General features: G+C 68.3%; 27 protein-coding genes. 19 read left to right on the plus strand and 8 right to left on the minus strand.

Annotated elements, in window-relative coordinates:
* Positions 1–176 precede the first annotated feature (176 nt).
* Positions 177–1,082 (plus strand): formylglycine-generating enzyme family protein, encoded by a 906-nt coding sequence (locus AC1DQJ_RS07750; protein ID WP_477602191.1) that lies wholly within the window; start codon positions 177–179, stop codon positions 1,080–1,082.
* On the opposite strand, the gene AC1DQJ_RS07755 is transcribed toward AC1DQJ_RS07750, so the two are convergent.
* A complete protein-coding gene (locus tag AC1DQJ_RS07755; protein WP_477601901.1) occupies positions 1,079–1,861 on the minus strand; it encodes a hypothetical protein in 783 nt (260 codons plus the stop codon). The genes AC1DQJ_RS07750 and AC1DQJ_RS07755 overlap by 4 nt on opposite strands.
* Positions 1,862–2,091: 230 nt before the next feature.
* On the opposite strand from AC1DQJ_RS07755, the gene AC1DQJ_RS07760 reads away from it, so the two are divergent.
* From AC1DQJ_RS07760 to AC1DQJ_RS07795, 8 genes are all read left to right on the plus strand, one after another.
* Complete coding sequence (locus tag AC1DQJ_RS07760) at positions 2,092–2,523, plus strand: EF-hand domain-containing protein (RefSeq protein ID WP_477601903.1); 432 nt, start codon at positions 2,092–2,094, stop codon at positions 2,521–2,523.
* A 66-nt stretch (positions 2,524–2,589) separates the two neighbouring features.
* Positions 2,590–2,991, plus strand: a complete 402-nt coding sequence (locus AC1DQJ_RS07765) for a DUF1622 domain-containing protein (protein ID WP_477601905.1) — start codon at positions 2,590–2,592, stop codon at positions 2,989–2,991.
* 1 nt (position 2,992) lies between these two features.
* The gene (locus AC1DQJ_RS07770; RefSeq protein ID WP_477601907.1) at positions 2,993–3,472 is read left to right on the plus strand and encodes a hypothetical protein; all 480 of its coding nucleotides are present in this window, start codon (positions 2,993–2,995) and stop codon (positions 3,470–3,472) included.
* Positions 3,473–3,585: 113 nt separating this feature from the next.
* Positions 3,586–4,188 carry a DUF4136 domain-containing protein gene (locus AC1DQJ_RS07775; protein WP_477601909.1) on the plus strand — a complete coding sequence of 201 codons (603 nt, stop codon included), beginning with the start codon at positions 3,586–3,588 and terminating at the stop codon, positions 4,186–4,188.
* A 67-nt stretch (positions 4,189–4,255) separates the two neighbouring features.
* Positions 4,256–5,113, plus strand: coding sequence for a bile acid:sodium symporter family protein (locus AC1DQJ_RS07780; protein ID WP_477601911.1), 858 nt, complete (start codon positions 4,256–4,258; stop codon positions 5,111–5,113).
* Positions 5,114–5,181: 68 nt separating this feature from the next.
* The gene (locus tag AC1DQJ_RS07785; protein ID WP_477601913.1) at positions 5,182–6,300 is read left to right on the plus strand and encodes a class I SAM-dependent methyltransferase; all 1,119 of its coding nucleotides are present in this window, start codon (positions 5,182–5,184) and stop codon (positions 6,298–6,300) included.
* Positions 6,301–6,466: 166 nt separating this feature from the next.
* Positions 6,467–6,814 (plus strand): PilZ domain-containing protein, encoded by a 348-nt coding sequence (locus tag AC1DQJ_RS07790; RefSeq protein ID WP_477601915.1) that lies wholly within the window; start codon positions 6,467–6,469, stop codon positions 6,812–6,814.
* Positions 6,815–7,032: 218 nt separating this feature from the next.
* Entirely contained in the window at positions 7,033–7,452 is a 420-nt protein-coding gene (locus AC1DQJ_RS07795; protein ID WP_477601917.1) for a helix-turn-helix domain-containing protein, read from the plus strand.
* A gap of 64 nt (positions 7,453–7,516) precedes the next feature.
* On the opposite strand, the gene AC1DQJ_RS07800 is transcribed toward AC1DQJ_RS07795, so the two are convergent.
* Positions 7,517–7,720 carry a cold-shock protein gene (locus AC1DQJ_RS07800; RefSeq protein WP_477601919.1) on the minus strand — a complete coding sequence of 68 codons (204 nt, stop codon included), beginning with the start codon at positions 7,718–7,720 and terminating at the stop codon, positions 7,517–7,519.
* Between the two features lie 191 nt (positions 7,721–7,911).
* The gene (locus AC1DQJ_RS07805) at positions 7,912–8,541 is read right to left on the minus strand and encodes a TlpA family protein disulfide reductase (RefSeq protein WP_477601921.1); all 630 of its coding nucleotides are present in this window, start codon (positions 8,539–8,541) and stop codon (positions 7,912–7,914) included.
* On the opposite strand from AC1DQJ_RS07805, the gene argH reads away from it, so the two are divergent.
* From argH to AC1DQJ_RS07825, 4 genes are all read left to right on the plus strand, one after another.
* Positions 8,542–9,972 carry an argininosuccinate lyase gene (gene argH, locus AC1DQJ_RS07810; RefSeq protein WP_477601923.1) on the plus strand — a complete coding sequence of 477 codons (1,431 nt, stop codon included), beginning with the start codon at positions 8,542–8,544 and terminating at the stop codon, positions 9,970–9,972.
* Entirely contained in the window at positions 9,972–10,253 is a 282-nt protein-coding gene (locus AC1DQJ_RS07815) for a hypothetical protein (RefSeq protein ID WP_477601925.1), read from the plus strand. The genes argH and AC1DQJ_RS07815 overlap by 1 nt, the downstream gene beginning before the upstream one ends.
* The gene (lysA, locus tag AC1DQJ_RS07820) at positions 10,250–11,533 is read left to right on the plus strand and encodes a diaminopimelate decarboxylase (RefSeq protein ID WP_477601926.1); all 1,284 of its coding nucleotides are present in this window, start codon (positions 10,250–10,252) and stop codon (positions 11,531–11,533) included. Before AC1DQJ_RS07815 ends, lysA begins: the two co-directional genes overlap by 4 nt.
* A 74-nt stretch (positions 11,534–11,607) precedes the next feature.
* Entirely contained in the window at positions 11,608–13,338 is a 1,731-nt protein-coding gene (locus AC1DQJ_RS07825; RefSeq protein WP_477601928.1) for an ATP-binding protein, read from the plus strand.
* Here the strand turns inward: AC1DQJ_RS07825 and AC1DQJ_RS07830 are convergent.
* Entirely contained in the window at positions 13,335–13,874 is a 540-nt protein-coding gene (locus AC1DQJ_RS07830; protein ID WP_477601930.1) for a phosphoribosyltransferase, read from the minus strand. The genes AC1DQJ_RS07825 and AC1DQJ_RS07830 overlap by 4 nt on opposite strands.
* Positions 13,867–14,733, minus strand: coding sequence for a DUF3426 domain-containing protein (locus tag AC1DQJ_RS07835; protein WP_477601932.1), 867 nt, complete (start codon positions 14,731–14,733; stop codon positions 13,867–13,869). Before AC1DQJ_RS07835 ends, AC1DQJ_RS07830 begins: the two co-directional genes overlap by 8 nt.
* Before the next feature lie 56 nt (positions 14,734–14,789).
* Between AC1DQJ_RS07835 and ftsE the strand changes: the two genes are divergently transcribed.
* From ftsE to AC1DQJ_RS07855, 4 genes are read left to right on the plus strand one after another with little or no spacing between them, the layout of a single operon-like run.
* The gene (ftsE, locus tag AC1DQJ_RS07840; protein WP_477601934.1) at positions 14,790–15,506 is read left to right on the plus strand and encodes a cell division ATP-binding protein FtsE; all 717 of its coding nucleotides are present in this window, start codon (positions 14,790–14,792) and stop codon (positions 15,504–15,506) included.
* Positions 15,503–16,390 carry a cell division protein FtsX gene (locus AC1DQJ_RS07845; RefSeq protein WP_477601936.1) on the plus strand — a complete coding sequence of 296 codons (888 nt, stop codon included), beginning with the start codon at positions 15,503–15,505 and terminating at the stop codon, positions 16,388–16,390. The genes ftsE and AC1DQJ_RS07845 overlap by 4 nt, the downstream gene beginning before the upstream one ends.
* Positions 16,387–17,010: a YdcF family protein gene (locus AC1DQJ_RS07850; RefSeq protein WP_477601938.1), complete on the plus strand. Its 624-nt coding sequence runs from the start codon at positions 16,387–16,389 to the stop codon at positions 17,008–17,010. The genes AC1DQJ_RS07845 and AC1DQJ_RS07850 overlap by 4 nt, the downstream gene beginning before the upstream one ends.
* A 5-nt stretch (positions 17,011–17,015) precedes the next feature.
* Positions 17,016–17,726: a lysophospholipid acyltransferase family protein gene (locus AC1DQJ_RS07855; RefSeq protein WP_477601940.1), complete on the plus strand. Its 711-nt coding sequence runs from the start codon at positions 17,016–17,018 to the stop codon at positions 17,724–17,726.
* Between the two features lies 1 nt (position 17,727).
* Here AC1DQJ_RS07855 and AC1DQJ_RS07860 read toward each other — a convergent pair whose 3' ends face one another.
* On the minus strand, positions 17,728–18,267 hold the full coding sequence (locus AC1DQJ_RS07860; protein ID WP_477601942.1) for a gamma-glutamylcyclotransferase: 540 nt from the start codon (positions 18,265–18,267) through the stop codon (positions 17,728–17,730).
* A 37-nt stretch (positions 18,268–18,304) separates the two neighbouring features.
* Here AC1DQJ_RS07860 and AC1DQJ_RS07865 point away from each other — a divergent pair, with 37 nt between their 5' ends.
* Positions 18,305–19,333 carry a DUF2125 domain-containing protein gene (locus tag AC1DQJ_RS07865; protein WP_477601944.1) on the plus strand — a complete coding sequence of 343 codons (1,029 nt, stop codon included), beginning with the start codon at positions 18,305–18,307 and terminating at the stop codon, positions 19,331–19,333.
* Here the strand turns inward: AC1DQJ_RS07865 and AC1DQJ_RS07870 are convergent.
* Entirely contained in the window at positions 19,330–19,908 is a 579-nt protein-coding gene (locus AC1DQJ_RS07870) for a DJ-1/PfpI family protein (protein WP_477601945.1), read from the minus strand. The genes AC1DQJ_RS07865 and AC1DQJ_RS07870 overlap by 4 nt on opposite strands.
* Positions 19,909–19,977: 69 nt before the next feature.
* Positions 19,978–21,225 (minus strand): M24 family metallopeptidase, encoded by a 1,248-nt coding sequence (locus AC1DQJ_RS07875; RefSeq protein WP_477601947.1) that lies wholly within the window; start codon positions 21,223–21,225, stop codon positions 19,978–19,980.
* Positions 21,226–21,317: 92 nt separating this feature from the next.
* On the opposite strand from AC1DQJ_RS07875, the gene AC1DQJ_RS07880 reads away from it, so the two are divergent.
* Positions 21,318–22,070, plus strand: coding sequence for a class I SAM-dependent methyltransferase (locus AC1DQJ_RS07880; protein ID WP_477601949.1), 753 nt, complete (start codon positions 21,318–21,320; stop codon positions 22,068–22,070).
* The last annotated feature ends 102 nt before the right edge of the window (positions 22,071–22,172 follow it).

Genomic DNA, 22,172 nt, shown 5'->3' on the forward strand with positions numbered 1-22,172 from the left:
ACACGTCCGACCTCCTTGGAACGGCCCCGCGTCCTTCCCCCGGGCGCGGGGTCGGCTCTCAGGGTTTCGCCCGGTCGCCAGCCCAGGTCCGCGATGCTGTAGTCCTCGTATCGACAGTACGCGACAGGACCGTTCAAATGCCCCAGGTCGAGCGAAACCAACAAACCCAGCCAGGCATGATCTGGGTGGCGGGAGGCCGCTTCCGGATGGGTTCCGACGTCCATTACCCTGAAGAAGCGCCGACCCGACAGGTCGAGGTCGAGGGCTTCTGGATCGACGAACGGCCGGTGACGAACCAGGACTTTTCCGCCTTCGTCGAGGCTACAGGCTGGGTCACCACCGCCGAGCGGCCGGCCGACCCTGCGGACTATCCGGGCGCGGACCCGGCCATGCTGGCCCCCTCCTCGCTGGTCTTCGTGCCCACGCGCGGCCCGGTGAACCTCACCGACATCCGCAACTGGTGGCGGTACATGGCCGGGGCGGACTGGCGCCACCCACTGGGTCAGGGCAGCTCGCTGGAGGGTCTCTGGGACCATCCCGTGGTCCACGTCGCCTGGGCCGACGTCGAGGCCTATGCCCAATGGCGCAGCGCCGATCTGCCCACCGAAGCCGAATGGGAGTTCGCCGCCCGCGGCGGGCTGAACGGCGCCGAGTACGCCTGGGGCCGCGACTTCGAACCGGGCGGCAAGCCGATGGCCAAGACCTGGCAGGGACGCTTCCCGTACGAGAACCTCGACGCGACCGGACATCCGCGCACCTCGCCGGTCGGGTCCTACCCGCCGAACGGCTACGGCCTCATCGACATGATCGGCAACACCTGGGAGTGGACGTCCGACTGGTGGTCGACCAACAGCGCCGAGCCGGTGAAGGGCTGCTGCGCCGCCAGCCGCGCCGAGGCCGCCAAACTCGCCAGCTTCGACCCTGCCCAGCCTGAGATCCGCATCCCCCGCAAGGTGCTGAAGGGCGGCTCGCACCTCTGCTCGCCGCACTACTGCCGGCGCTATCGGCCCGCCGCCCGCCACGCCCAGCCGGTGGACACTTCCACCAGCCACGTCGGCTTCCGCTGCGTAGTCCGCAGCTAGGACGGGATCAGGTAGGTCAGCACGAAGCGCAGGCCCCAGTCGGGGCCCTCATTCGGGCTATCGAAGTAGTAGCGGCCCATGAAGCCAGCCTGAACTCGCTGGCTCCCCAGCTTGTAGATATGCGTAACCCCGACGTTGATCGGGGCAGTCCACTGCTTGCGCTCCCAGTCGTAGGTGGACTCCATATTGACCGTGAGGCCGGTGGTGTTGGGGAAGGTGTAGTTGAAGAACGGCTGCAGCAGGGTGGTGTTGATGTCCTGGTCGTTCTCGCTGCCCGCATACGACCACAGCTGTGTCGCAAGCAGCCCGTAGGTGATGTGGCCATCCTGCTTCAGCGCCAGGACCGCGGGTCCGGCCGCCCACTTGTGCCCGCTAAATCCGTCCGTACCGCTCGGATAAAACATCGCCGGCCCCACCGCCCAGGTCAGCCCCTTCGACGGCTTCGGCGAGAAGAAGAAGGTCTGGGTGATGTCCGAGAGGCCGAGTTGGTCGCGCACGCCCGGAACCGTCGCGCTCTGTGAGATCATCGGAACGATCGTCCGGATGATGAGGCTCCAGTCCTCGTTCAGGTGCAGCGGAACGACCGGCTGGATGTTCAGGGTCACCCGCTCCCCATCGGCGGGGCCATAGCAGCAGTCGTAGTTGAACTGGAACGGCAGGCTGACGAGGTCGGAGACCGGATTGGCCAGCTTCTTAGCCAGCTCCGTGCCTGATTCCTCCGCCGCGGCGGCGGTTGGAACCATCATGGCGGCGGCCGCCAGGAGATGGGTGAGCTTCATCGCGAGGTGCTCCGTTGGCCAGGGCGCGATCTTCGCCGCGGAGGTCCGCACGACCCATCGGGCGTTTCCCGCTGGGGAGCTCAGGTGTCAGCCCTAGGTCAGCGCTCCACCCTGCCGGCCGCCGCATCAGGTCCATGAGAATCCGCCTTCAGGTCGGCGCCCCATGGCTCGGTCGCATCGGCCGGCGCAGAGCATCCATCCATATGAAACGAACGTCCGAAAGGCTCGTCATGCTGAAGCCTATGCTCATTCTCGCCGCGCTCACCTCCCTGACGGCCTCCGTCGCCGGGGCCCAGGAATTGCTCGCCGACGCCAACAAAGACGGAAAGATCACGCCCTCCGAGTACCAGGACTCACGGCGCAATTTCCTGATGCGCGCGGACTACAACCACGACGGCCAGGTCACCCAGCAGGAGTGGGATCGCGGCGCGCTGAACACCCGCATGGAGCTTGAGGAGCGAGGCGCCAAGAACACCGACATGATTGGCAAGGGCGGCTGGTTCCAGGCCATCGACGCCAACCATGACGGTTCGGTCACGCCCGTCGAAATCGACGCCTTTACCTCCAACCGCTTCGCCAATTTCGATCCCGACGGCGACGGCGTGATCACCCGCTCCGAGGCCAGCCAAGTCCAGAAGGCGGCGGCCAAGCAAGTCAAGTAGACCGACGAGGCGTCCTGCTTGCTGGCGGCGCCGGGCGCCTCTGACCGCCGCCTCAGGGATTCCCCGATGGCGCCGGCGCACCAGCCGGGCTTGCCTCGGCGCATGGAAGCGATCCTCCACGATATCGCCAGCCAGGTCGCTCTGGTCGCCGAGTTGATCTGCGTGCTCTGCATCGCCGTCGGCACGGTCGAAGCGACCTTCATGTCGGTGCGCTACATCGTGGCCCGCCCGCTTTCCATCTCGATCCATTTCGCGCGCCGCGATGTCTGGGTGCGGTTCGCGCGCTGGATCATCCTGGCCCTGGAATTCGCGCTCGGCGCCGACATCGCCCGCACCGCCATATCTCCGAGCTGGGACGACATTGGCCAGTTGGCCTCGATCGCCCTGATCCGCACCGCCCTCAACTACTTCCTGGAAAAGGATCTTGAGAGCTTCAGTGCGCCGCAGGAGCGCAAGGAGGGCGCCTGACATGCTTGTCCGCCGGCAACTCGCAGCCTTTTCCATCGGCGCCGTGCTCTTCGGCGGCCCCTCCAACGCCCAGTCGGCGACTAGCGATCCGCTACCATCCTGGAACGATGGGGCGACCAGGCAGGCGGTGGTCGAATTCGTCGAGCGGGTGACCAGGCCCGGACCCGACTTCATACAGCCCAGCGAGCGCGTAGCCGTATTCGACAACGACGGCGGCCTGCGCGCGAAGCCGGTGGGCCGCCATTTGCGCGCAGTGTACGGGCCGCAAGAGGAGCTGTTGGTCTATCTGCGGCGTTCAGGTTTCCGCACCGTTGCCGGCCCTGACATCGAACACGCCCTGGCGACGGGCGCGGCGGACAACGACCAGGCGCTGCTGCAGTACACGAGAGGCCGCGAAGGCCCCAGCCTGGCCATGCTCATCCACCATAGCGACGCCAGCCGGCGGTTCGTCCACGACGGAAACTCGTCCATCGGAGAGTGATCGCTGCGCTCGGGTCGCCCGGCAAATGAGGTCGAGGGTTTGACCTGATTGCTCGCCTCAGGGTCGAGATCGAGACTCTGCCGCAATCACATCGACGGATGGGAAGGCTACCAATGCTTAGCGGCATCTTCAAAACGACGGCCCTGACGGTGAGCGCGGTCGCCGCCTGCCTGGCCCTGACGGCATGCGAAAGCCCCGGCGGCAGGGTGTCTGTTCTCCAATCCGACACGATCCGCGTCACGCCGGGCTCTACCTACGCCTGGGCGCCCGACGCGCAGCCGGGCTCCGGCGATCCCCGAATCGACAACGACATCGTTCAGGGGCGCATCAAGACCGCGGTCGACACCGCCTTGCAGGGCCGCGGCTTCACCCAGGCCGCAGACCCCTCCTCCGCCACCCTGCTGGTGCAGTTTCACATTGGCCTGCAGAACCGGAGCGAGACCCAGGTCAGCAGCTTCGGCGCCCCCAACCGCGTCGGGCCTTGCGGCCTCCGCGGCTGCATCGGTGGTTTCGGCTGGGGCATGTACGGCGCGCCGATGGACGTCGATGTGCGCACCATCAACTACACCGAAGGCACGCTGATGCTGGACCTGATCGACCGGGCCAGCGGCAAACTTGCCTGGCGCGCCACCTCGCAGCGGCGGATGGACCAGGGGGACTCCGATCAGGCCAAGGCGAACGCCATCGTCGCCGACATGGTCCGCAGCCTGCCCTGATCCCAGCGCCCCGTGCGGGGGTGTTCGCGCACCTGCATCTGAGCCCGCATCCCTGAGGTCGCCCGCCATGGAAGCCGTCAAACAACTCCTTCCGCTCCTGCTGTCGACAAGTCTCGGCGCGCTGGTGCTCACCGTGGGACTGAAGGCCGATCCCGGCGACCTGATGTACGTTCTGCGTCGGCCCACCCTGCTCGCCCGGGCGATCCTGGCCGTCCAGGTCATTCCGCCCGCCGCCGCCGCCGTGCTGATCTGGTTCCTGCCGCTGGATCCGGTCGTGAAGGCTGGGATCATGCTGATGGCGATCTCGCCAGTCCCGCCGCTGGTCCCGGGTCAGGAGCTCGGCGTCGGGGCGCGTAAGGAATACGCCTATGGCGTCTATGTCGCGATCGCGCTGCTGACCATCGTCGCCGTGCCGCTGGTGTACGACATGGCCTCGTTCCTGTTCGGGCGGGGTCGCCCGCTCCCGATCAAGCTGATCGCTTCCACCGTGGTCACCGGGGTCCTCATCCCCCTGGCGGTCGGCGTCGTCATAAGGCGCATTGCGCCGGCCTTCGCCGAGCGCGCCGCGCCGCTCGTCTACAAGATCTCCATGCTGCTGGTTCTCGCGGTCTTCGTGCCGATCCTGGCGGTGGTCTGGCCTGCGCTCATGACCCTGATCGGCAACGGGACGATCCTGGCGATGGCGCTGCTCACGGCGATCACCCTGTTCGGCGGGCACATGCTAGGCGGGCCGGCCGCTGTCGATCGCGCCACCCTGGCGGTGGCCAGCTCGGTTCGCCACCCCGGCATCGCCATTCTGATCGCCAACACCACCTTCGGCGACAAGCGGGTGACCGCCGCTGTGCTGCTCTATCTGGTCGTCGGCCTCCTGATCGGGACCATCTACAAGCAGTGGTTCAAACGCACCCAATTGCAGACCGGCTGACCACAGGCCCCCTAGCCACGCGCGCTGGTGGCGCTAGGTTGCCGGCGCAGACTGCATGGGGGGCGGATATGCCGGACGAAGCCTTGGCGCCGCTACAGGAGCGCGACCTTCAGGTCGCCGTGCAGCGGCTTCGCGAGCACTTCCTGAACCATGCTGAACTGCTGCTACAGCGCGTGTTGGCTGCGGCGCCGGGCAATCGCCAGGCTCAGCAGTATCTGGGAATCGCCTGCTTCAAGCTGGGGCGGCGCGAGGAAGCCCTCGCCCTGCTGCGCCGGGCCGCCGAGGGCGGCTGGGCGCCGGCCCAGGCCGATCTGGACGCCGCCGTGCGCCGGATCGAGAACCCGGCCGCCGCCGCGCCGTTCTCCACCGATCAGGCTGAGCGCGCCCAGAAGGTCGTCGACTACGACTACCGGTTCTCGGTGCGCTATGGATCGGGCCGCCCGTCACACCCCGGACTCCAGGCCATGATCGCCGCCGGCCGCGAGCGCTATGCATCCCTGCTGGCCGAGTTCGGCGAGATCGCCGGCGACTTCGCCGACGTGCCCTGGGGCGGCAGCTACCAGGACGCGGCGCCGTTCTGGCTGAACGGCTGGTTTCCGCCGCTGGATTCCATGATCCTGACGCAGATGCTGCGGCGCTCCGATCCGGCCAGGTTCGTCGAGGTCGGTTCCGGGGTGTCCACCAAGTTCGCCCGCCGGGCGGTGAGCCGCTACGGCCTGCGGACCCGCCTGACCTCCATCGACCCGCAGCCACGCAACGAGATCGACACGCTCTGCGATGAGGTCCTTCGCCAGCCGCTGGAGGATTGCGATCTGGCGATGTTCGAAGCGCTGGAGCCGGGCGACATCTTCTTTCTCGACTCCTCGCACCGCGCCTTCCAGGGCTCGGACGTCACGGTCTTCTTCCTCGACATCCTGCCTCGGCTGAAGCCCGGCGTGATCGTCCAGATCCACGACGTGTACCTTCCAGACGACTACATCAGCGGTCACGTCGGGCGAATCTGGAACGAGCAGTACCTACTGGCCACGGCCCTGCTGTTCGGGGGCGAGACGTTCGAGATCCTGTTCCCCTGCTGGTTCGCAGGGCAGGACCCGCAGCTTGCAGCCCAGGCCAAGGCCGTGATGGATGTCGCGCCGCTAAAGGGCCTGCACCCCTACGGCGCCTCGTTCTGGATGCGGAAACGCTAGGCGATCGCCACCCCGGCGCCCAGAGTTCGCTCTGTTCGCCGCAGGCGCTGCAGCACGCGCAGGGCCAGCTCTTCCCAGACAGGTCGGTCGTCGGCCCGCGGCCCCGGCGAAGACCACCGCCCCGGCATTTACAGGAAGGCAAACAATCGCAACGAAGCTGCACTGTATGAAGCCGCCGACGCCCAATGGGATCGAACGACGCGCCGTACTGCGGCAGCGGACTTTACTGCGCGCGCGGCTCTGCTTTGGCCCTCACCACTCGATCAGCGTGGACTGCGGGATTCGCAACCTTTCGGAGCACGGCGCCCAGGTCCGCCTGCCGCCTCAGCAGCCGCTTCCCGGCGACCTCACCCTGCTGCACGTGAACGAAGGTCTCGCGTTTGACGCGAGTGTGACCTGGCGTCGGGGCGATCTGGTCGGGCTGCGTTTCAACCGGCGCCACAACCTGAAAGGCGACGTCTCCGACGACCTCAGGTCGCTAAGGGCCATCTGGACGGCCCTCGCGCCCGCCTGAGCCCCTGCGCAGCTTCTGATTTATTCGCAGAGTGAAGCTTTCGGCCCGCGAGTACTCGCCTGTCGGCAAACACGTTCGTTGAGCGCGCTCAGCATTGTGTAGGGTTTCAGCGATCAGTACTCTTTTCAAAGCAGAATTATGGGCCTTAACTTGCTCGAATCCAAAGCGAACCTCGGAGCCTTCACTCCGTGGCGGACGGTTTGGGTGAGGAGACCACAATGTCTGCTGAACCTTCGAACAAGACCCCCGACCCCATGGACGTGGCCCTCGGAGCCGCGGTCAGGATTCGGCGGCGAACGATCGGCATGTCCCAGGAGGCCCTTGCCGAACAGTGTGGCGTAAGCTTCCAGCAGATTCAGAAGTACGAGAACGGCGCCAACCGGATCTCGTTCTCCCGGCTCGTCCAGATTGCAAGAGCCTTGCGATGCCGGGTTGTAGACCTGATGGACGTCCTCGATACGCCTGCGGGCGATGGGGATGTCGATCTGCTGAGCCGCATGCGCACGCCCGGCGCGCTTGAGTTGTTGAGCGCCTTCGAGCGACTGCCGCAGGAAGCCAGGTCGGCCCTGGTCAGTCTCCTGCGCGTAATGACCGACCCTGAGGGCGGTCAGCGGTCGCGCCAGCGGGAAATGGCGTAAAAACAAAACGGGCGACGGCTAGGGTGAAGCCGGCGCCCGCGATGTCTCAGTAGAAGTGCGAAGTCTAGACCGGCTTCAGGTCGACAGCTGCGACCTTGCCGCGCTCTTCGCGTTCCTGGAATTCGACCTTCTGACCTTCGTTGAGGGCGCGCAGGCCCGCACGTTCGACCGCGGAGATGTGGACGAAGACGTCCTTCCCCCCGTCGTCAGGCTGAATGAAGCCGTAACCTTTGGTGGTGTTGAACCACTTGACCGTCCCGGTGGCCATGCGCGTTTGTCTCCCTGAAACAAGCGTTCCGAAGAGGACGCGCGGGGGCGCGCCCTGAAACAATCTCAGTCATCTGGGAAGGCTGGTTCGGTCCGCAAAGGCGGGGGGGATGAACTTCTGCAGGCCCAAGTCCGGATTGCGGGGCAAATTTTTGCACACGGCTGAGCCGAACGGTCAACCAAGAACGCGGGTCAATTTTCGGCCAGCACCTTGTCGATCAGGGCTTTGGCGTCCTTGCCCGACCAATCTGCTTCGCCCGACAGCCGGCCCCGCTCCACCCCGTCCGCGCCATAGATGATCGTCGTTGGCATGCCTGCCGCCGGCGGCTTGAAGGCGAACGGCAGCGCCATGTCCGGGTCATGGTAGAAGGTCAACGGCGAATGCTTGGCGATGAACGCCTTGGCCTTCTCGCCGTCCTCAGCCTTGTCGATGCTGATCGCCACCACCTGGACGGGTTTGCCCTCATAGCTGGCGGCCAGCTTGGCCAGGGTCGGCATTTCGATCACGCATGGCGCGCACCAGGTGGCCCAGAGATTGACCACCGTCACCTTGCCGCGGAAGTCGGCGATGCGCTTGGTCTGGCCTGCGGCGTCCTTGAAGCTGGTGGCCGGCGCCGGGGCGGCCTCGGCCGGGATCACGAACTTGGCCATCTCTCCCTTGGCGGCCGACTTCAGGTCGCTTTCGCCCTGGGGGTTTATGGAAGCCTGGACGATGATGTAGAGAACCGCGGCGACGCCCGCCAAGGCGACGCCCCGAAGCACCCATTTCAACGGAAACGCCTTGGGTTCGCCCGCGGCTTTTTCACCAGACTTCTCGGTCATATGACGAACTCTTCCTCGACTGCTTCCGGCGTTCCGCCGCAAGACCCCCAAGGCGGGGGCCAGGCCATGTGGGGTGGACGCTTCTCGTCCAAACCGGCCGAACTGATGCAGGCGATCAACGTCTCCATCGGCTTCGACAAGCGGCTTGCGGCCCAGGACCTGGCCGGGTCCCGTGCGCACGCGGCGATGTTGCTCAAGCAAGGCGTGATTACAAGCGAGGACGAGGGGGCCATCCAGGGCGGGCTTGCCGCCATCGAGGCCGAGATCGCCGCCGGGACCTTCCCGTTCCGCGACGAATACGAAGACATTCACATGAACGTCGAGGCGCGGCTGCGCGAGCTGATCGGCCCGGCGGCCGGCCGCCTGCACACCGCCCGCTCGCGCAACGACCAGGTGGCGCTGGACTTCCGCCTCTGGGTCCGCGACGCCTGCGACCGCACCATCCAGCAGGTCCGCAACCTGCAGCGCGCGCTGGTCGCCAAGGCCGAACCGCACGCCGCCACCCTGATGCCGGGCTTCACCCACCTGCAGCCGGCCCAGCCGGTGACCTTCGGCCACCACCTGATGGCCTATGTGGAGATGTTCGGCCGCGACGCCTCGCGGTTCACCGACGCCCGGGCGCGGATGAACGAATGCCCCTTGGGCGCGGCGGCCCTGGCCGGCTCGCCGTTCCCCATCGACCGCCACGCGACCGCTCAGGCGCTAGGCTTCGCGGCGCCCACCGCCAACTCGCTGGACAGCGTCGCCGACCGCGACTTCGCGCTGGAGAGCCTGGCGGCCGCCACGATCTGCGCCACCCACCTCTCGCGCCTGGCCGAAGAGATCGTCATCTGGATGACGCCGCAGTTCGGCTTCGTGAAGCTGACCGACGCCTTCACCACCGGCTCGTCGATCATGCCACAGAAGAAGAACCCGGACGCCGCCGAGCTGATCCGCGCCAAGGTCGGCCGGGTGCTCGGCTCGCTGACCCAGCTGACCGTGGTCATGAAGGGTCTGCCGATGACCTATTCGAAGGACATGCAGGAGGACAAGGTTCCGACCTTCGAGGCCTTCGACGCGCTGGAGCTGTCGCTCGCCGCCATGGCCGGGATGGTCTCTGATCTGGAGCCGGTCACCGAGCGCATGGCCGCGGCGGCCGGCGCCGGTTTCTCCACCGCCACCGACCTCGCCGACTGGCTGGTCCGCACCCTGGACATGCCCTTCCGCGACGCCCACCATGTGACTGGGGCGGCGGTGAAGAAAGCCGAGAGCCTTGGCTGCGATCTGCCGGGCCTGCCGCTCGCCGAACTGCAAGCCATCGAACCGCGGATCACCGCGGCGGTCTACGACGTGCTGACGCCGGAAGCCTCCGCCGCCAGCCGAAAGAGCTACGGCGGAACCTCGCCGGATCAGGTCCGCGCCCAGATCGCGCGTTGGAAGGAGATGCTGTGATGACCCTTCGTCCCCTCGTCGCGATCGCTCTGATCGGCGCTGCGACCCTCGGCGGCTGCGGCAAGATGGGCGCCCTTGAGCGTCCCGGTCCGATGTGGGGCTCCGGTGGATCCGGCGCCGACGCCGGTCCCGACCCGGCCCGCGCCGTGCGCACTGTCGACCCGCGCAACCGCACTGACGCTCCCGCCCCGCCGCGCACCTTGCCGGTCGACTCCGCCCAGAACCCCACCGCTTCGGCCCCGCAAGGCGCCCTACCCGACCCGTACGCGAATCCGAGATGAACCACTTCGAGCTCAAGGGGGGCGAGCTCTTCTGTGAAGGCGTGTCCCTGACCGCCATCGCTGCTGCGGTCGGCACGCCAGTCTATGTGTATTCCAGCGCCACGCTGGAGCGGCATTTCACAGTCCTGCGCGACGCCCTGGTCTCAGAGGGCATAAGGGGCGACCACGGCGGCGATCCGCTGATCGCCTTTGCGGTGAAGGCTAACTCCAACCTCGCGGTCCTGCGCACTCTGGCCCGGCTTGGGGCCGGGGCCGACACCGTGTCCGAAGGCGAGATCCGCCGCGCCCTGGCGGCCGGCGTCCCGGCCGACAAGATCGTCTTCTCCGGGGTCGGCAAGACCGCCGAGGAGATCGCCTTCGCCCTGAAGGCCGGCGTCGCCGAGATCAATGTCGAGTCCGAGCCGGAGATGAAACTGGCCAGCCAGGTCGCCCAGTCGCTGGGCACCCGCGCCACCATCGCCATTCGCGTCAATCCCGACGTCTCGGCCGGCGGCCACGCGAAGATCTCCACCGGCAAGTCCGACAACAAGTTCGGCGTTTCGTTCTCCGAGGCCGAGCGGCTCTACGCCAACGCCTCCAACGACGCAGGCCTGAACCCGGTCGGCGTCACCTGCCACATCGGCAGCCAGATCAGCGACCTCGAGCCGATGGCCCAGGCCTTCGCCAAGATGCGGGGCCTGGTCGAGCGCCTGCGCGGCGAAGGGCTTTCGGTGCAGCGGCTGGATCTGGGCGGCGGCCTGGGCGTGCCCTACTTCAACCAGCCCGATCCGCCCTCGCCGGCCGACTACGCCCGGATGATCGCCAAGACCATGAACGGGTTGGACATCGGCTACGCCTTTGAGCCTGGCCGCATGATCGCCGCCAACGCCGGCGTCCTGCTGGCCCAGGTGCAGCACATCCACGAGCGGCCGGAAGGCAAGAAGTTCGCAGTGCTGGACGCGGCCATGAACGACCTGATCCGCCCGGCGATGTACGACGCCTATCACGAGATCGTCCCGGTCAAGCCGCGCGCCGGCGAGCCGGTGGTCTATGACGTGGTCGGCCCGATCTGCGAGACCGGCGACACCTTCACCCGCGAACGGGCGATGCCGCCGCTGGCGGCCGGCGACCTGGTGGCCTTCCTCAGCGCCGGCGCCTACGGCGCGGTGATGTCCAGCGAGTACAACAGCCGCCTGCTGGTCCCCGAAGTCCTGGTCAACGGCGACGCCTATGCAGTGGTGCGCCCGCGCCCGACCTACGAGGACATGCTGGCCCGCGAGACCCCGGCGCCCTGGCAGTAAGGTTTTTCGGCGGCTAACCATTCCTGAACTTCCATCGGCCAAAGTGTCGCACTCGAAGTTCGGGAGCGGCGACCGTGGCATTGAAGGACATCCTCGATGACGGGCGGGACGGCGCCACGCTCGCCCAGAGCAAGCGAAGCCGCTTCAGCCGCCTCATCCTGGTCAGCCTCGTCGGACTGCTGCTGACCCTGGAGTTCGGCTGGAAGGCGCTGGCCGGTTGGGTCGCGGCTTCGCTCGTCCTCGAACTGGTCCTGTTCGCCAGCCACTACAGCTTCACGCGCAATGTTCGCAGCGATCGCAGTAAGACCCGCTGGGAGCGCCTGTCGCCCGCGGTGGCCTTCAGTGTCATCTGGACCAGCATGGCCGCGGGTTGCTGGATCTACGGCTCGGAAGCCACCCGCTTCGGCGCCGTGCTGGTGATCTTCGGCATCCTGCTTGAAGGCGTGAAGTACGCCGCCCTCAGCCGCGCGGCGTTCCTGGCCATCGTGCCCTTCCCCGCAGCGGCGCTGGCGATCACGCCGCTGCTGTTCGGCGGCTTCACCGGCCGCGGCTTGGTCTTCGTAGCCGGCGCCTTGCTCGCCCTGGGCATTTGCGTCGTGCACGTCAGCCGTAATCTGCGCCTCAACGCGCTGGCGCTGGAGAAGGCCCAAGCCGAGGCTCTCGAGGCCAGCCGCGCCAAGTCGGCCTTCCTGGCCATGATGAGCCATGAACTGCGCACGCCGATGAACGGCGTCATCGGAATGGCCCACGCCCTGGCCGCCACGCCGCTCAGCCGTCAGCAGGCCGACTACCTCGACATGATCGTCCAATCGGGCGACGGCCTGATGGCCGTCCTCAACGACATTCTCGACCTCTCGAAGATCGAGGCCGGCAAGCTGGAGCTGGAGAGCGTCGCCTTCGACGTCGAGAAGCTCGGCCGCCAGATCTATCTGCTCTGGAGCGAGACCGCCCGTCAGAAGGGCCTCGAACTGGTGCTGGAAATCGATCCGGACACTCCAGCCTGGCTCGCGGGCGATCCGGTCCGTGTCCGCCAGGTGTTGCTCAACCTGATCTCCAACGCCCTGAAGTTCACCGAGCAGGGCTCCGTCAGCGTGCGCCTGGCGCCGCTGGCTCCCCAGGGCCTCGAGATCGTCGTCGCCGACACCGGCATCGGGATGCGCCAAGACCAGCAGGAAAAGCTGTTCCAGGCCTTCTCTCAGGCCGAGGCCTCGACCACCCGCCGGTTCGGCGGCACTGGGCTTGGCCTCTCCATTTGCCGCCAGTTGGCCGGGATGATGGGCGGCGAGATCTCGGTCGTCAGCGAGCCAGGCTCAGGCTCGACCTTCCGCGTCACCCTGCCCTTGGCCGAGGCCGACGCGCCGGCCGAGACGGGCCACGCCGCCGAAGTGGTCAGCCTGGAGAACCGCCGGCTGCTGGTGGTCGACGACAACAAGGTCAACCAGGCCGTGGCCCGGGCCATCCTGGAAGCCGCCGGCGCGATTGTGGAAACCGCCGACGACGGCCTCGACTGCCTGGACAAGCTCCACGCGGGCGGCTTCGGCGCGGTGCTGATGGACGTGCACATGCCGCGCATGGACGGGGTCGAGGCCTTGGCCCGCATCCGCGCCGGCGAGGCGGGCGAGCGCGGCGTGCCGGTCCTGGCGCTCACCGCCGACGCGATGTCCGGCGAAGGCGACCGGCTGCTGGCCCTGGGCTTCGATGACGTGCACCCCAAGCCGATCCAGCCGGCCGGCCTGATGCTGGCGGTGGCCAGGGCCTGCGCCCGCGCCGAGATGCTGGCGATCCGCGCCGCGGCGGCGGCCTAGTCCAGCGCTCCGATGAACGGCAGGCCGCGCAGCGCCCCGGCCGCATCCATCCCGTAGCCGACCAGGAACCGCGGCGGCGCCTCCCAGGCGACGAAGTCCGGGACGATTGCCCGCGGCGTGGGCCACGGCTTGGTGGCGAACACGGCGGTCAGCACCCGCTTGGCGCCGGCGTCGTTGACCAGCCGATGCGCCTCCGACAACGACAGCCCGGTGTCGATGACGTCGTCGATCACCAGCGCCGTGCGCCCGGCCAGCGGCCGTTGCAGATCGGCCCGCACCTCGCAGCGGCCAAGGCTGGCGCGCTCGTCACCGTAGGAGGCCAGCCACAGGGCGTCGAACCGCACATAGCGGCCGGCCCGCGCCAGCGCCCGGGTCAGATCCGAGGCGAACCACAGACCGCCGGTCAGCAGGCAGACCGCCACTGTCTCGTCGTCGATCTGCGGCGCGATGGCCAGCGCCAGGGCCTCGACCCGCTCGGCCACCTCCTGCTCGGTCAGCAGGATGGTCGGCGCGCGATTGTTCTGGGCTTCAGTCATGGGCAGGCAGGGCGTCGGGGCTGCCCGGCGCCAGCGGCTGGGCTTCGACCGGAGCGGGGGCGGCCGCGGGCTCGGCGGCCGAGCGCAGGGCGGGCGGCGCCGGCTGATGGGCCGCCGCGGGCGGGTCGCCTTGCTTGACCTTCAGGTTCACCGGCTCGCGCGGGGCGAACGCCACCTCCAGCTCCTTGGCGCTGGCCGGCGGGTCGAGCAGGGCGATGGCGAAGTGGCGCGTCTCGCCGGGCGGGATGCGGGCGTCGGCCGGGCGGGCGATCTTGGTCGCCACCGCCTTGCCCTCGGCGTTCAGCAGGCTGATGCGCAGCGGCGGGGTGACCACCGGCTCGTTCTCGATGTTGCGGATCATCCCCGAGACCGAGAGCGCCGCATGGCCGTCCTGCAGCGAGGGTTCGAACCGCACGCCCTCGATCACCAGGCCCAGGCTGTTCACCGGCAGGCCGACGCCGGCATAGGCGCTGGCCGTCCGCGGCCACAACCGCACCACGTCGACCCGGAAGATGATGGCCAGCGCGATCATCAACACCAGGGCCGCGGCCATGCCGGCCCAGATCACGCCCGTCGCCGCCGCCTCGCGCACCCGCCGTTCGGTGTCGGCCTTGGCGCGGAAGGCCTTCGGCAGGTCCTCGCCGGTCAGTTCGCGGATCGGCTTGTCGTCGAGATCAGGCTCGGCCGGCTCGACCGCGACCGCGCCCTCCTCCTCGGAGGTCTGCAGTTCCAGCGAGACCTCTGGAGTCGCAGTCCAGCGCGCGCCGCAACTGGCGCATTTCACCACCCTGCCATCCGCGGGGATCTTCGAATCGTCCACGAAATAGCTGGTGGCGCAGTCTGGACAGGTCAGTATCATGACAGCCGAATCGGACGCTCCAGCAACCTCATCCGAGGTCGCCGATTTCGGCCCCCATGTCCAGAAACGCGAACGCCACAGGCGCCCTTGACGCCGAACATGCCGTTGTCCGCTTCGATGATGTGTCGATGCGCTATGGCCGTGCCCCCGAGACCCTGAAAGACCTTACCTTCTCCCTCGCGCCGGGATCGTTCCACTTTGTCACCGGTGCGTCGGGCGCAGGCAAGACTTCGTTGCTGAAACTGCTGTTTCTGGCCGCCAAGCCGTCCAAGGGACTGGTGCACCTGTTCGGCCAGGACGTCTCCATCGTCGATCGCCAGAATCAGCCCTTCCTGCGCCGCCGCATCGGCGTGGTGTTTCAGGAGTTCAAGCTCCTCGACCATCTGTCCGTGTTCGACAACACCGCCCTGCCGCTGCGCATCGAGGGCCGCAAGCCCGACACCTACCGCGACGACGTGGCCGAACTGCTGGCCTGGGTGGGCCTCAAGGACCGCATGCACGCCATGCCCGCCACCCTGGCCGGCGGCGAGAAACAGCGCCTGGCGATCGCCCGCGCCGTGGTCAACCGGCCCGAGATCCTGCTCGCCGACGAGCCGACCGGCAATGTCGACCCCGACATGGCCCTGCGCATCCTCAAGCTGTTCGTCGAGCTCAACCGCCTGGGCACCACCGTGCTGTTCGCCACACATGACCAGGACCTCGTGGTCCGTTCCGGCATGCCGGTCCTCCACCTGGACGCTGGACGGCTGACGAGACCGGGGCCGCGGCCATGAGCGATTTCGACGTCGCCCGCTGGCGCCCCGCGCCGTTCCTGCCCGAGACCGACTCCCGCGACGGCTCGCTGACCTTCGTCGTCGCGGTGCTGTGCTTCCTGGCCTGCCTGACCCTGCTGGCCCTGCTGGCCGCCGGCCGCGCCGCCAGCGACTGGACCGATCAGCTGGAAGGCCAGGCCACCGTCATCGTCCGCCCCAAGGCCAACGAAACCCCCGACGGCGCGGCCGCCCGCGCCGCCGAGACCCTGGCCGGGGTCGACGGCGTCGCCGAGGCCCGCGCCCTCGAGCGGGAAAAGGCCGAGGCCTTGGTCGCCCCCTGGCTGGGCGACGCCGACCTCTCCGACCTGCCGGTGCCGCGGCTGGTGGCCGTTCAGTTGACCCGGGAGGCGCCCGCTGACGCCAAGGCCCTCGACCAGGCGCTGAAGGCCCAGGGCCTGGACGCCGTGGTCGACGACCATTCGGTCTGGATGGCCGACATCCAGCGCGCTGCGCAGATGGCGCGCTGGGCCGGCCTCGGAGTCTTCGGCCTGATCTCGATCGCCGCCGCCGCCGTGGTCGCCTTCGCCACCCGCGCGGGCCTGGCCGCCCGGCGCGAGGTGGTCGAGGTGTTGCACCTGTCCGGCGCCGAGGACGGCTTCATCGCCGGCCTGTTCCAGGTGCGCTTCGCCCGCATGGCCGCCACCGCGGGCTTGTTCGGAGCCGGCGGCGCGGCGATCATGGGCGCCCTTTTGCGCTTGGCTGGCGGAGGCCAGGGTTTGACGCCGGTGTTGCCCATCGCCTGGACCGACCTGCTGTTCGTGCTGCCCGCGCCGCTGGCCGCCGGCGCCGTGGCCGCCGTGGCCGCGCGCCTCACCGCCCAGGCCCTGATCCGGGAGCTGGCGTGAAAGGCCTGACCGCCCTGCTCGTCGTGGCCGTCATCTGGGCGGCCGGCCTGCTGGCCTTCGCCGAGCGCATCCAGCGCTCGACCCCGGCGCACGAGCCGGCCGCGGCCGAAGGCATCGTCGCCCTGACCGGCGCCGGTTCCAACGACCGCATCGGCGCGGCGATGAGCCTGCTGGAAGACGGCAAGGGCCGGCGGATGCTGGTTTCCGGCGTCAACCGCGAGGCCTCCCGCGAAGACATCCGGGTCGTCAGCCGCGCCGCCCGCCGCCTCTACGACTGCTGTGTCGATCTCGGTTTCGACGCCGCCAACACGGTCGGCAACGCCCGTGAGACCCAGGAATGGGCGCGGGCCATGCGCTTCAACAGCCTGATCGTCGTCACCGCCGACTACCACATGCCCCGCGCCATGCTGGAGCTGCACGGCGCCATGCCCAACAAGCGCCTGACCGCCTATCCGGTGGCGACCGGCGTGCTGAACGCCCGGCGCTGGTGGCGCACCACCGGCGGGGCGCGCTTGATGGTGATCGAGTATTCCAAGTATCTGGCCATTCTCGGCCGGGAGGCGCTGTTGGCCCTGGGCCCTCGCGCCGATGACGAACCTGCCGCCGCCAAGAAAGGCTGATCTGCTTGACCGCCCTGCGCTCCCTGCTCTTCGTGGCCCTGTTCTATCTGTGGTCCGTCCTGGTCGCGGTCGGCTGCGCCATCATCGTCCTGCCCGCCCCGCGCAACTGGACGACCGAGATGATGCGCGGCTGGGCCAACGGCATCATCTGGCTGCTGCGGGTGGTTTGCGACGTCAAGGTCGAGGTGCGCGGCCGCGAGCACATGCCGACGGGCGCGGCCCTGCTGGCCCCCAAACACCAATGCATGTTCGACGTCTTCGCCCAGTTCGCCCTGATGCCTGACGCCTGCTTCGTCATGAAGAAGGAGCTGATGTGGATCCCGTTCTTCAGCTGGTACGCGATGAGAGCCAAGATGATCGTCGTCGACCGCGCCGGCCATTCGGCCGCCCTGCGCAAGCTGGTCAAGGACAGCCAGGAGCGGTTCGCCGAGAACCGCCAGGTGATGATCGCTCCGGAAGGCACCCGCACCGCGCCCGGCGCCGCCCCCGACTACAAGCCGGGCATCGCCGCCCTTTATCGCGAGATCGACGTGCCGGTGCACCCGGTCGCCACCAACGCCGGCGTCCACTGGCCCAAGCACGGCTTCCTGCGCAAGCCGGGCGTCATCGTCTTCGAATATTGCGAGCCCATCCAGCCGGGGCTCAAGCGCGCCGAGTTCATGCGCCTGCTGCAGGATCGGCTGGAGAGCGCCTCCACGGCCCTGCTGCCGCTCTAGCTTAGCCGCCCGCCAGCTCGCGGGCCTCGACCATGCCCAGCAGCTTCTCCATCGAAGCGTCGTGCACCCCCTGCTCGCGCAGGTGCACGACCAAGTCGCGCAGATAGTCGACATTGCGTCCCGACAGGCCCGTAGCGCCCGCGATCAGCTCGGCCTGCCGCTCCAGGCTAAGGGCGCCGGCCCACTGCGGGTGATGGACGTCGGACAGGAAGACCAGGGTCTCGACCCGATGCCCGTGGGCCAGCCGGATGTTGGCGCGCGCCTCGATATAGGTCTCGGTCGGCTGCTCGCGCTCGCGGAGATAGGCGTAGGCCTCCTCCCAGTGCTCTTCGGAGACTCGATAGGCCGCGCCGCGCACCGCGCCGCCGGGCGCAAGGCCCAACACCAGGCCCGGCCGCTGATAGGTGCCGCGGTGGTGCACTGAATAGATGCAGAAGGCGCGGCGACGCCCGTGTAGGGTGGCCGCCTGGCGCTCGACGTACTTAAAGCCCGGACGCCACATCAGCGACCCGTAACCGAAGACCCAACGCTCAATCGACATGGCCCGCCGCGAAAAATCCGCTCCCTCTGCTCCCCGTGTGCCCGATCCCGCGCACCACCGCAAACCCCGCCGCGCCGGCCTGATCATTCCGTTCGCCCTGGCGGGCGTCGCGGCCGTGGCCTGGAGCGGCCTCTGGATCCATGCGCGGGGCGAGGCCGGTCGTCGTATCGACGCCGCCGCCGAGCAATTGCGCAGCGCCGGATACGAGCTTTCGTGGAGTGAGCGGCGGATCACTGGCTACCCGTTCCGACTGAATGTCAGCATGGCCGACGCCCGCATCCGCGAGCCGTCCGGGTGGGCGCTGACCGCGCCGGTGCTGGAGGGCCAGGCCTTCATGCATGGCCTGACCAGCTGGGTGGTGGCCACGCCGCAGGGCCTCACCTTCACGCGGCCGATCGGCGGGGCCGTCAACGTCAAGGGCGACGTCATCCACGCCAGCCTGACCAAGCTCGACCAGCCGCTGCCCAATCTCTCGTTTGAAGGGACCAAGCTGACCTTCGCCCCGGCCGCCGGGGCCCAGCCCTTCGCGCTATCGGCCGCCGACAAGGTCGAGTTCCATTTCCGGCCCGGCCCTGACGATCAGGCCGCCGTGTTCTTCAAGGTCGACGCCGGCAAGGCGCGGCTTTCAGGGCTGTTCGCCCGCCTGGCTGGCGACAAACCGATCTCGATCACCTGGGACTCGATCCTCTCGAAGATCGGCAGCTTCAAAGGCTCAGACTGGCCGACATCGGTGCGCAACTGGTCGGCCGCGGGCGGTCAGATGACCGTGCGCCAGGCCGGGATCACCGCCGGCGAGGCGGTGATCGGCGCCCAGGCCGGCACGCTCGGCGTCGGCTATGACGGCCGGCTGAGCGGCTCTCTAGATGTCACCTTGCGTGAAGCGCCCAAGGCGTTGGGCGCGATGGCCGAGACCGGGGTCATCCGTCCCGAAGCGGCGATGGCGGCCTCTGCGGTCGCCGCCGCCCGCCAGGGAGCCGGCGACGCGGCCCGCGCCAGCGTCACCTTCCAGGCCGGCCAGACCACGCTCGGTCCGGTCGCCATCGGCCCCGCGCCGCGGGTCTACTAAGCCGCCAGCTCGGCCGCGCACATCGCCTTGAACTCGGCCAGGCCTTCGACGTGCTTGGGATGCAGGGCGCTGAGCACCTCCACCGTGAAGGTGACCGGCGCCGAGCCGGCGGCGGTGACCAGATTGCCGTCGCGCACCGCGGCGGGCGTATCGACGTAGGTGGCGGTCGCGCCATAGGCCTTGGCGTTGCCCTGGATGAAGTCGAGCCCGTTCGAGGTGTGGCGGCGACTATCCAGCAGCCCCGCTCGTTCGGCCGCCAGCGTGCCGGCGCAGATCGCGCCGACCACCTTGCCCGCCTTGTCCGCCGCCTGCAGCACCGCCGAGACGTCGGGCGCCTCGGGGCTCATCCAAACCTCCGAACCGATCACCACCAGGGCGTCGTAGTCGGCCGGCTTGAGGTCCTCGATGGCCGCGCCCGGATCGATGGTCATGCCGCCCATCGAGGTCACCGGCTTGCCGCCAGGCGTGTGGAACGAGGTCGATCCGTCGAAATAGGTCCGCACCGCCGAGCTGAGATGCGCGTGCTCCCAGTCGGCGAAGCTGTCGATGACGATAAAAGCGATGTGCTTGCCCATGTGCGTGCTCCCGATCGGCGATGACAAAACGCATCATCAACGCCCCTGGCGCCAGAACCTGTCAGCAGATCATCCGAACGGCTGGTCGATCGACGGCGGCGGCTTGGAGAACCATCGCGGCCCGGCCTCGGTCATGTAGAGGCAGTCCTCCAACCGCACGCCGAACTGGCCGGGCAGATAGATCCCCGGCTCGTTGGAGAGGCACATGCCCGGCGCCAACTTGGTAGCCTCGCCGTGAACGAAGTTGATCGGCTCGTGCCCGTCCAGGCCGATGCCGTGGCCGGTGCGGTGCGAAAGGCCCGGGAGCTTGTAGCGAGGACCATAGCCAAGGCCCTCGTAGTAGCGGCGCACGGCGTCGTCGACCGCTCCCGCGGGCGTCCCGACCTTGGCGGTCTCGAAGGCGATCTGCTGACCCTTGGCCACCTCGCCCCAGACCTTGCGCTGGGCCGCCGTCGCTTCGCCGAACACGAAGGTGCGCGAAATGTCGGACTGATAGCCCTCCACCGTGCACCCGCAGTCCATCAGCACCACTTCGCCGTCGCGCACCGCCTGCGGCTTCTCCGAGCCGTGCGGATAGGCGGCCGCCTCGCCCAGCAGGATCAGCTCGAATTCCGGCTGCCCGCCCAGCGCGCGAGTCGCCTTGTTCATGATCGCGCCGATGTCCGACGGCGTCATGCCCCGTTCGATCTTCCCGTGGGTGTAGCGATAGGCGGCGACCGTCACGTCCGCCGCCGCCTGCATCAGGGCGATCTCGGCGGGCGACTTGATCATCCGGCAGCCCCGCACCACCGGAGCGCCGGAGACGAACCTGGCGTCCGGCAAGTGCTTGGCCAGGCCGTCGCTGACGAAGAAGCGCACCGTCTCCTCGACGCCGATCTTCCCCGCCGCCAGCTTCTTCTCCTTCAGCCAGCCGGCCACCACGGCGGCCGGGTCCTCGTCCTCCTGCCAGACCCGCACCTCTCCGGGGACCGCCAGGCTCTCGCGCACCGAGGGCTCCTCGAAGTGCGGGGTGACGATCAGCAGCTCGCCCTCGACCGGAATGATCGCCGCCGTCACCCGCTCGCTGCGCCACCAGCGTACGCCAGTGAAGTAGGTCAGCGAGGCGTCTGGCTCGATGACCAGGGCCGAGAGTCCCTGCGCCTTCATCAGCCGCTGGGCCTTCGCCACCCGCGCCAGCCGCTCGGCCTGCGAAATCGGGACAGCCCCGCGCGTGATCGAGGCAAGCTCCTTCGTTTGGGCGAAGACCGACGCGCCGCCGGCCAGGACAATCCCCGCCCCGGCAGCACCGGACAGCAGACCCCGCCGATTGATCGTCATTTTCCCCGCCCTCGTCGCCGCAGCGACCCTTGATATTTCACGGCAGCGCTGGCGCCGCTAGGTTGCCGCCCAGAATAAGGAGGAATACCCCAATGATTCAGCGCAAGGGCCTTATGGCCGGGCTCGCCCTGGCCGCCCTGATCGCCGGCGCCGCCCAGGCCGCCACACCGGCCAATATCACCGCCGCGCTCGCCGATCCGGCTCGTCCGGCCACGGACGTTTCGCGCGACGCCGCCCGCAAGCCGGGCGAACTGCTGGCCATGACCGGCGTGAAGCCGGGCGACAAGGTGGCCGACTTCGTGATCGGCGGCGGCTACTTCACCCGCATCCTCTCGGCGGCGGTCGGGCCGAACGGCCACGTCTACGCCTATCAGCCGGACGAGTTCATCAAGTTCCAGGCGTCCTACGGCGAGAACCTCAAGAAGGTGGCCGGCGAATACAAGAACGTCACCCCGCTGGACGCCAGCTTCGGGGCGCTGGACCTGCCCGACGGCCTCGATGCGATCATCACCGTCCAGAACTACCACGACCTCTATCTGAAGGGCTTTCCGGCCGACACGGCCGCCAAGGTCAACGCCGAGCTGTTCAAGTCGCTGAAGCCGGGCGGGGTCCTGCTGGTGGTCGATCACGCAGCCCTGCCGGACACCGGGATCAGCGCCACCAGCAGCCTGCACCGCATCGACATCGCTGCGGCGAAGAAGGATCTGCAGGCGGCCGGTTTCAAGCTGGAGTCCGAGAGCAAGCTGCTCGCCGACCCGGCCGATCCGCACACGGCCAGCGTCTTCGACCCTTCCATCCGCGGCAAGACCGACCAGTTCACCTTGGTCTTCCGTAAGCCGAAGTAACCGGCCGCCAAGCCTCCGGCGACAACCGGTATCGGATGCAACTTTTTTGCGGCGAAGGGGCCTATTGCGCCTTCGTCCGCAATGACCTATGCGCCGAACCTT

The sequence above is a fragment of the Phenylobacterium sp. P4_E10 genome (assembly GCF_056401675.1).